Below are 9197 nucleotides of genomic sequence, written 5' to 3'. Positions count from 1 at the left end.
TGCCGGTCGACGCGCCCGCCCCCGCCCCGACCTCCGCGACGCACGAGGTCCGTCCCGGCGACACGGTGTCGGCGATCGCGCGCGCGAACGGCGTCTCGGTCGACGCGGTGCTCGGAGCAAACGGCCTCACGCGCGCGTCGATCATCTACCCCGGCGACGTCCTGCAGATCCCCTCGACCGCGGCCGTGGCTCCCGCCGTGGCATCCGCCCCCGCCACCGCTCCCGGTCTCGACGCCGAGCAGAGCGAGAACGCGCGCCTCATCATCCGCATCGGACGCGAACTGGGCGTCTCGGACCGCGGGATCGTCATCGCGCTCGGAACCGCCATGCAGGAGTCGTGGCTGCGCAACCTGGACTGGGGCGATCGCGACTCGCTCGGGCTCTTCCAGCAGCGGCCCAGCATGGGGTGGGGCACCGCCGAGCAGATCCGCGACCGCGACCGCGCGACGCGCGTGTTCTACGGCGGCGGCGCCGACCCCAACGGCGCGACGACGCGCGGGCTGCTCGACATCCCCGGCTGGGACCAGCTCGCCTACGCCGACGCCGCGCAGGCCGTGCAGATCTCGGCCTACCCCGACCGCTACGCGCAGTGGGAGTCCCCCGCCACCACGTGGCTGCAGGTGCTGGGCTGAGGCCGAGGACGCGGTGAGCCGTTGCCCGGGCTCACAGGGGCACCTCCGTAGACTCGACTCGTGAGCACGAGTCAGCAGGCCGACCCGCTGATCGGCCGTCTCGTCGACGGCCGATACCGGGTGCGCGCGCGCATCGCGCGCGGCGGCATGGCGACCGTGTACGTCGCGACCGACCTGCGCCTGGAGCGCCGGATCGCGCTCAAGGTCATGCACGGCCACCTCAGCGACGACACCGTGTTCCAGAGCCGGTTCATCCAAGAGGCGCGGTCGGCCGCGCGTCTGAGCGATCCGCACGTGGTCAACGTCTTCGACCAGGGCCAGGACGGCGACATGGCCTACCTGGTCATGGAGTACCTGCCCGGCATCACGCTGCGCGAACTGCTGCGCGAGCACCGGCGCCTCACGATCGATCAGACCCTGACGATCATGGATGCCATCCTGTCGGGCCTGGCCGCCGCCCACCGCGCGGGCATCGTCCACCGCGACGTCAAACCCGAGAACGTCCTGCTGGCCGAGGACGGCCGCATCAAGATCGGCGACTTCGGCCTCGCTCGCGCGACGACGGCCAACACCGCCAGCGGCGCCCAGCTGATGGGCACGATCGCCTACCTCGCGCCCGAGCTGGTCACGCGGGGCACCGCCGACGCCCGCAGCGACATCTACTCGCTCGGCATCATGCTCTACGAGATGCTCACCGGCGAGCAGCCCTACAAGGGCGAGCAGCCGATGCAGATCGCCTACCAGCACGCCACGGACTCGGTCCCCCGGCCCAGCGCCAAGAACCCCGGCGTGCCCGAGCAGCTCGACGAACTCGTGCTGTGGGCCACCGAACGCGAGCCGGGCGACCGTCCCCTCGACGCCGGCGCCATGCTCGAGCGCCTCCGCGGCATCGAGAAAGAACTGGGCCTCGCGCCGCAGGTCGCCCGCGCCGTCGCCGTGGGCACGGCCGGCGCCCCCACGCCCGCCGAGTCGCGCGAGCTGACCAAGGTGCTGCCGCAGACGGCGGCCGTCCCCTCGGCCACCGTCGACGAGCCCGACAACGCCGCGCGGCTGCGCGCGCGCACCCGCAAGCGCTCGGCCCGTGGCGTCTGGGCGCTCATCGTCGTGCTGCTGCTCGCCGCGGGCGCCGGGTTCACGGGCTGGTACTTCGGCTCCGGCCCGGGCTCGCTCGTCGCGGTGCCCGACGTGTCGGGTCGCAGCTTCGCCGACGCGCAGCTGCTGTTGACCGAGCAGCAGCTTCAGGCTCAGCAGCAGGACGTCAACGATCGCGACATCCCCTCGGGCACCACGATCGGCTCCGACCCCGCCCCCGGCGAGCGTCTCGACAAGGACACCGTCGTGACCGTCTTCGTGTCGATCGGCCCGGCCGCTCATCAGATCCCCACCCTCGGCGGCAAGAGCGCCGACGAGGTGCGCGGCATCCTGCAGGCCGTCTTCGTCGGAGTCGGCGACGACCCGGAACGACAATTCTCGGACGCCGGTGAGAACACCGTGCTCGGCGCGTCGATCATCCCCCGCTCCGGCGGCGACGCGATCGCCTGCACCGAGGGGTGCACCGTGTACGAGGGCGACGCCGCGACCCTGGTCGTCTCGCTCGGTCCGATCCCCGACGTCACGGGCGAGTCGCAGAGCCAGGCCCAGCGCGCGCTCGACGGCGTCGGGCTCGCCTACAGCGTGTCGGAGCGCTTCAGCAACTCCGTGGCATCCGGGGTCGTCATCAGCATGGGCGATCGCGACGGCGGGGGCAACTGGCGCCCCGGCGACACCGTCCCCCTCGTGGTGTCGAAGGGCCCCGAGCCCGTGCAGATCCCCGGGGATCTGGTCGGCAAGTCCATCCGCGACGCCGTGAACCAGCTGCAGGGCCTGGGCTTCGAGGTGAACGCCGGCATCGACGACGGCACCCTCCCCCTCGGTTTCAAGTACTGGGACATCTACAAGGTGCGCGCGAGCAACCCGCAGCCAGGGTCGACCGCCCCGCGGGGTGCCACGATCACCCTGACGCCGACACTCTGACGTCACGGGCCGTCGATGGCGGGGGCGTCAGCCGGACGCATCCGGACGGTGCGTCACCCGGCCGCATCTCGACATCGGTTCCGCTCCGCCGCCGCGAACGACCGACGCCCCCGACCACGACAGGTCGGGGGCGTCGTCCGTGACGCGGGGCGTCAGCGCTTCTCGAGCTCCTCCGCGACGAGGAACGCCAGCTCCAGGCTCTGCCGGTGGTTCAGACGGGGGTCGCACAGGCTCTCGTAACGGGTCGCGAGGGTCGCCTCGTCGATCTGCTCCGAACCGCCCAGGCACTCGGTGACGTCGTCGCCGGTGAGTTCGACGTGGATGCCACCGGGGTGCGTGCCCACGGAGCGGTGCGCCTCGAAGAAGCCGCGCACCTCGTCGACCACGTCGTCGAAGCGACGCGTCTTGTAGCCCGTGGGGGTGGTGATGCCGTTGCCGTGCATGGGGTCGGTGACCCACAGGGGGGTGGCGCCCGCGTCGCGCACGGCCTCGAGCAGCGGCGGCAGGGCATCGCGGATCTTGCCCGCACCCATGCGCGTGATGAACGTCAGTCGACCCGGCTCGCGCTCGGGATCGAGCTTCTCGATGAGGGCGAGGGCCGTCTCGGGCGTCGTCGTGGGACCGAGCTTGACGCCGATGGGGTTGCGGATCTTGGAGAAGTAGTCGACGTGCGCGCCGTCGAGCTCGCGCGTGCGCTCGCCGATCCACTGGAAGTGCGAGGAGGTGTTGTAGGGCAGCCCCGTGCGCGAGTCGATGCGGGTCATGGGCCGTTCGTAGTCCATGAGCAGGCCCTCGTGGCCCGTGTAGAACTCCACGCGCGTCAGCTCGTCGAAGTTCGCCCCGGCGGCCTCCATGAACTTGATGGCGCGATCGATCTCGGTCGCCATGCTCTCGTAGGCCTGGTTCGCCGGCGTGCTCGCGAAGCCCTTGTTCCAGCTGTGGACCTCGCGCAGGTCGGCGAAACCGCCCTGCGTGAACGCGCGGATGAGGTTCAGCGTCGAGGCGGCGGTGTGGTAGCCCTTCAGCAGGCGCGCGGGGTCGGCCTTGCGGGACTCCTCGGTGAAGTCGTAGCCGTTGACGATGTCGCCGCGGTAGGCCGGCAGCGTCACCTCGCCGCGCGTCTCGGTGTCGCTCGAGCGGGGCTTGGCGAACTGCCCCGCCATGCGGCCCATCTTCACGACGGGCATCGAGGCGCCGTAGGTGAGCACGACGGCCATCTGCAGGACCGTTTTGATGCGGTTGCGGATCTGCTCGGCGGTGGCACCGGCGAAGGTCTCGGCGCAGTCACCACCCTGCAGGAGGAAGGCCTGTCCGGCGGCGGCGCGCGCGAGGCGGTCGCGCAGGATGTCGACCTCGCCGGCGAAGACCAGCGGCGGGAGGGTCGCCAGCTCTGCGGATGCCGCGGCCACCGCGGCCTCGTCATACCACTGCGGCTGCTGCTTGATGGGCAGGGAACGCCAGTGGTCGAGGTCGGGAAGCTGCTGATTCACCCCTGAAGTCTACTGGCGCGTCGACGGCGCCTTCGCCGCCTGCGCGGTCACGAGACGGTCCTTCACGGTCGAGGCGTAGACGTCCTCGTAACGCTGCTCGCCGAGGCGCTGCAGGGCCACCATGATCTCGTCGGTGACCGAGCGCAGCACGTAGCGGTCGCCCTCCATGCCCTCGAACCGCGAGAAGTCGAGCGGCTCGCCGATCACGATGCCCACCCGTCCGACGCGGGGCACGCGCTGGCCGATCGGCATGACGGAGCCGGTGTCGACCATGACGACCGGGATGACGGGCACGCGAGCCTCGAGCGCCATACGGGCGATACCGGTGCGACCGCGGTACAGCGTTCCGTCGGGGCTGCGGGTGCCCTCGGGGTAGATGCCCAGCAGCTCGCCGCGGCCCAGGACGCCGAGGCCGGTGTTGAGAGAGGCCTCCGAGGCCTTGCCGCCGGAGCGGTCGATGGGCAGCTGTCCTGTCGCGGTGAAGAACATGCGGGTGGCCCAGCCCTTGAGGCCCTTGCCGGTGAAGTAGTCGCTCTTGGCGAGGAACGCCATGCGGCGGTCGATCATCAGCGGGAGGAAGATCGAGTCCGAGAACGACAGGTGGTTGCTGGCGAGGATCGCCGCGCCCTCGGCGGGGATGTTGCGCCGGCCCACCATCCACGGTCGGAACACGGCCTTGATGACCGGTCCGATGACCACGTACTTCATGAGCCAGTAGAACATCGTCAGCGCTCCTTCCCGGCGAGGTCGGCGACCCCGATGAGACCGGCGTCGTTGCCCAGGCGCGCGATCGCGAATTCCGCGACCGGACGTTCACCGTACCCCGGCAGCGACGTCTCGTACGCCAGCTTCACTGGCTCGAGCAGGTCGGAGCCGAGCTGCGCCACTCCCCCGCCGATCACGAAGACCTCGGGGTCGAGCACCGCCTGGAAACCGCCGCACGCCTCGCCCAGGGCCGTGGCGACGCGGCGCAGGGCCTCGACCGCACCGGGGTCTCCGGCCAGTACCAGGCGCGACACGGCCGGTCCCGGGATCGCGCCCCGCTCCGCACGGACGGCGGCGAGAGCCGCGCCGATGCCGCCCTCGTCGGCGATGTCGTTGGCCTCGCGCTGCAGGGCCCGTCCCGAGGCGTACTGCTCGAGGCATCCGTTCTGCCCGCACCCGCAGGGGTGGCCACCGCGCACGAAGCGCATGTGCCCCAGTTCGGCGCCGATGCCGTGGCCGCCGCGGAACAGCTCGCCGTCGGTGACGACGGCTCCGCCGACGCCGGTGCCCATCGTCAACATGACCATGTCGCGGACGCCCCGGCCCGCGCCGAAGCGGTACTCGCCCCAGCCCGCGGCGTTGGCGTCGTTCTCGATCGTGACGGGCGCGTCGAGGCGCTGCTCGAGGCGCGCGCGCAGGGGCTCGTCGCGCCAGTCGATGTTGGGGGCGTAGATGACGGTGCTGCGATCGCGGCTGATGAAGCCGGCGGCGGCGACGCCGATCGCGTGGATGTCATGGGCCCGTCGCAGGTGCTCGGCCATGTCGACGACGGCGTCGACGAGGGCCACGGGGTCGATGGGGGTGTCGACGCGGAGCTTCTCGATGATGGTGCCGTCGTCGTCGACGACGCCGCCCGCGATCTTCGTTCCCCCGATATCGATGCCGACGTTGCGCACCGCGCTCCCTTCCGGGCCGAGCGTGCCGCGCGGCCCGGGAAAGTCTAGCCACCCCCGACGACCCGCGCGGGGCGGGCTCCGTCCCGGGCCGCTCCGATGCATGCGGATAGACTCGACGGACCGTTCGACGTTCTTTCCGGTGCCAAAGGAGTTACCGTGATCCAGTTCGACCTCCCCCCTGTCGTCCCCGCCGATCCCGACGCCAACGCGTCCGATCTGCTGGCCGAGCGCGTCCGCGCGACGCCCGACCGGCCCCTGTTCGCCGTGCCCGACGCCGACGGGTGGCGCGACGTCACCGCCGCCGACTTCGAGCGCCAGGTGATCACCCTGGCGAAGGGCTTCGTGGCCGCGGGCGTTCAGCCGGGCGAGAAGGTCGGCTTCATCGCGCGCACCACCTACGACTGGACGCTCGTCGACTTCGCGCTGTTCTACGCCGGGGCCGTCATGGTCCCCGTGTACGAGACGAGTTCGCCGTCGCAGATCTCGTGGATCCTCTCGGACTCCGGCGCGATCGCGGTCGTCCTCGAGTCCGCCGAGCACGCGCAGCGTCTCGACGAGGTGCGCAGCGACCTGCCGCTCGTGCGCGAGGTGTGGAGCATGCACGGGGGCGACCTCGATCGGCTCGCGGCGAACGGTACGCACATCACCGACGAAGAGATCGAGCGGCGTCGCCACCTCGCCAAGGCCGGGGACGTCGCCACCCTCATCTACACGTCCGGGTCGACGGGCCGCCCCAAGGGGTGCGTGCTCGTGCACAGCAACTTCGTCGAGCTCGCCCGCAACTCCGCCAAGGCGCTGCACGAGGTCGTCGAGACCCCCGGCGCCTCGACGCTGCTGTTCATCACGACGGCGCACGTCTTCGCCCGGTTCATCTCGCTGCTCAACGTCCACGCGGGCGTCAAGACGGGCCACCAGCCCGACACCAAGCAGCTCCTGCCCGCGCTCGGCACCTTCAAACCGACGTTCCTGCTGGCCGTGCCCCGCGTGTTCGAGAAGGTGTACAACTCCGCCGAGCAGAAGGCCGAGGCCGGGGGCAAGGGCAGGATCTTCCGCGCCGCCGCGGCCACGGCCGTCGAGCACTCCCAGCGCCTGCAGGACGGCAAGAAGATCCCGCTCGTGCTCAAGGCCAAGTTCGCGCTGTTCGACAAGCTGGTCTACTCGAAGCTCCGGGATGCCATGGGCGGGCGCGTCGTCTACGCGGTGTCGGGGTCGGCTCCGCTCGGCCCGCGCCTGGGCCACTTCTTCCGCAGCCTCGGCGTGGTCATCCTCGAGGGGTACGGCCTGACCGAGACGACGGCGCCCGCGACGGTCAACCTCGCCACGAAGTCGAAGATCGGCACCGTCGGTCCCGTGCTGCCCGGTGTCGGTGTGCGCCTGGCCGACGACGGCGAGATCCAGGTCCGCGGCATCAACGTGTTCCGCGAGTACTGGCAGAACCCCGAGGCCACGGCCGAGGCGTTCGACGGCGAGTGGTTCAAGACCGGCGACATCGGCGCCTTCGACGCGGACGGGTTCCTGGCGATCACCGGCCGCAAGAAAGAGATCATCGTCACCGCGGGCGGCAAGAACGTCGCCCCGGCCGCCCTCGAGGACCCCATCCGCGCCAACCCCATCGTGGGTCAGGTGGTGGTGGTGGGCGACCACAAGCCGTTCATCTCGGCGCTGGTCACCCTCGATCCCGAGATGCTGCCGACGTGGCTGGCGAACAACGGCCTGCCCGCCGACATGTCCCTCGCCGATGCGAGCGCGAACGACAAGGTCCGCGCCGAGGTGCAGGCCGCGATCGATCGCGCCAACACGCGCGTCTCGCGCGCCGAGTCGATCCGCAAGTTCACGATCCTGCCGACGGAATGGACCGAGGCGAGCGGGCACCTGACGCCCAAGATGAGCATCAAGCGCAACGTCATCGTCACCGATTTCGCCGACGCGATCGAGGACATCTACGCCGTGCCGGTGAACACGACCAACGTGTCGCTCCCCTGATCCCGGATGCCGCGAACGGCCCGGTCCCCGCGGGGGCCGGGCCGTTCCGCGTCACCGGAGCAGGGTCTGCGGCGAGAACCGGACGTTCCGCGACTGATCGCCCCGTTCTCGACGCGAGAGACTGTCGCGGTGACGCGAGGGGGTCAGAACCAGTCGCTCTCGCGCACCTGACGCATGGCTTCGCGGCGCGTCTCGGCGGGAAGCCGCGAGAGGTAGAGCATGCCGTCGAGGTGGTCGGTCTCGTGCTGCAGAGCCTGCGCGAGCAGCCCCTCGCCCTCGAGCACGACCTCGTTGCCGTCGAGATCGTGGCCGACGACACGCGCCCACGGGTAGCGGATGGCGTCGTGCCACAGACCGGGGACCGAGAGGCATCCCTCCCCCACCGGCTCGGGCTCGCCGCGCGTCTCGACGAGTACCGGGTTGAGCACGTAGCCGATGTCGCCGTCGATGTTGTAGCTGAAGGCGCGCAGGCCGACCCCGATCTGCGGTGCCGCGACCCCCGCGCGGCCGGGCAGCGCGACCGTGTCGAGCAGGTCCTGGACGAGGGCGCGGATGCCGTCGTCGACCTCGGTGATCGGCTCGCTCGTGGCGCGCAGGACGGGGTCGCCGAAGAAGCGGATCTGTCGGACGGTCATGCGGCACCCACCGGTGCCCGCAGGCCCTCGACGACGGCGGCGGCGAGCTCGCGCGCTGCCTGGCGCGTCGCGGGCTGCAGGTCGCGGAACGCGATCGCGCTGCCGGCCGCGATACGCGGGTCGTACGGCATCCGGATGACGGTGCGCACGCGCGAGCGGAAGTGCGCCTCGAGCTCGTTCTCGCGCACCAGAGGTGCGCCCGGACGGCTGTTGTTCAGCACCACCACGGCGTCGCGCACGCGGGAGCCGTAGCCGTTCGTCTCGAGCCAGGTGAGGGTCTCGGAGGCCAGTCGCGCCTCGTCCACCGACAGGCCGGCGACGATCACGAGGGTGTCGGCGAGTTCGAGCGTCGCCCCCATGACCGAGTGCACGATCCCCGTGCCGGTGTCGGTCAGCACGATCGAGTAGTAGTGCGCGGCGACGTCGGCGACCTGGCGGTAGTCGTCGTCGCTGAAGGCTTCCGAGACCCGCGGATCGGAATCGGATGCCAGGACGTCGAGGCGGGTGGCATCCCGGGCCACGATCGAGGAGACGTCGTTGTACCCGGCCATCTCGTCGTGCGCGCGGACGAGGTCGCGTACCGTCCGACCGTTGGAGCGGCCCACGCGGTCGGCGAGCGTTCCGCGGTCGGGGTTGGCGTCGACGGCGATGATGCGATCGTCGCGCGCGTCGGCCAGCGCCATGCCCAGAAGGGACGTGACGGTGGTCTTCCCCACCCCGCCCTTGCGCGAGAGCACGGGGACGAAGCGCGCCCCGCCGCTCAGCGGCGTCGAGATGCGGCGG

General features: G+C 71.0%; 8 protein-coding genes. 3 read left to right on the top strand and 5 right to left on the bottom strand.

The window, feature by feature from the left end; all coding sequences use genetic code 11:
- On the top strand, positions 1–632 hold a 632-nt coding region (locus DBR36_RS02770; RefSeq protein WP_146185184.1), incomplete at its 5' end, for a LysM domain-containing protein.
- Between the two features lie 60 nt (positions 633–692).
- Entirely contained in the window at positions 693–2645 is a 1953-nt protein-coding gene (pknB, locus tag DBR36_RS02765) for a Stk1 family PASTA domain-containing Ser/Thr kinase (RefSeq protein WP_108317463.1), read from the top strand.
- A 152-nt stretch (positions 2646–2797) separates the two neighbouring features.
- Here the strand turns inward: pknB and DBR36_RS02760 are convergent, their stop codons facing one another.
- The 3 genes from DBR36_RS02760 to DBR36_RS02750 are packed head-to-tail and all read right to left on the bottom strand — an operon-like array spanning position 2798 to position 5796.
- The gene (locus DBR36_RS02760) at positions 2798–4135 is read right to left on the bottom strand and encodes a class II 3-deoxy-7-phosphoheptulonate synthase (RefSeq protein WP_108317462.1); all 1338 of its coding nucleotides are present in this window, start codon (positions 4133–4135) and stop codon (positions 2798–2800) included.
- A 9-nt stretch (positions 4136–4144) separates the two neighbouring features.
- Positions 4145–4858 carry a 1-acyl-sn-glycerol-3-phosphate acyltransferase gene (locus DBR36_RS02755; protein ID WP_108317461.1) on the bottom strand — a complete coding sequence of 238 codons (714 nt, stop codon included), beginning with the start codon at positions 4856–4858 and terminating at the stop codon, positions 4145–4147.
- Positions 4859–4860: 2 nt separating this feature from the next.
- A complete protein-coding gene (locus DBR36_RS02750) occupies positions 4861–5796 on the bottom strand; it encodes an ROK family glucokinase (protein ID WP_108317460.1) in 936 nt (311 codons plus the stop codon).
- A gap of 156 nt (positions 5797–5952) precedes the next feature.
- Here DBR36_RS02750 and DBR36_RS02745 point away from each other — a divergent pair, with 156 nt between their 5' ends.
- Complete coding sequence (locus tag DBR36_RS02745; RefSeq protein ID WP_181373448.1) at positions 5953–7779, top strand: long-chain fatty acid--CoA ligase; 1827 nt, start codon at positions 5953–5955, stop codon at positions 7777–7779.
- A 143-nt stretch (positions 7780–7922) separates the two neighbouring features.
- Here DBR36_RS02745 and def read toward each other — a convergent pair whose 3' ends face one another.
- Together def and DBR36_RS02735 are read right to left on the bottom strand one after the other, a co-directional pair.
- Positions 7923–8414: a peptide deformylase gene (gene def, locus DBR36_RS02740; protein ID WP_108317458.1), complete on the bottom strand. Its 492-nt coding sequence runs from the start codon at positions 8412–8414 to the stop codon at positions 7923–7925.
- Positions 8411–9197: MinD/ParA family protein (locus DBR36_RS02735; RefSeq protein ID WP_146185183.1), on the bottom strand; the 787-nt coding region annotated here is incomplete at its 5' end. The genes DBR36_RS02735 and def, both read right to left, overlap by 4 nt.

Origin of the sequence: Microbacterium sp. HMWF026, from assembly GCF_003061325.1 — a bacterium.
GTDB lineage: Bacteria > Actinomycetota > Actinomycetes > Actinomycetales > Microbacteriaceae > Microbacterium > Microbacterium testaceum_E.
The sequence above is the reverse complement of the archived record's forward strand: the minus strand, read 5'-3'. Positions and strand labels throughout refer to the sequence as shown.

What these genes read in the sequence shown, in the direction of transcription:
- DBR36_RS02755 (WP_108317461.1), bottom strand. Translation starts at nt 4,858, where the DNA reads ATGTTCTACTGGCTCATGAAGTACGTGGTCATCGGACCGGTCATCAAG.
- def (WP_108317458.1), bottom strand. Translation starts at nt 8,414, where the DNA reads ATGACCGTCCGACAGATCCGCTTCTTCGGCGACCCCGTCCTGCGCGCC.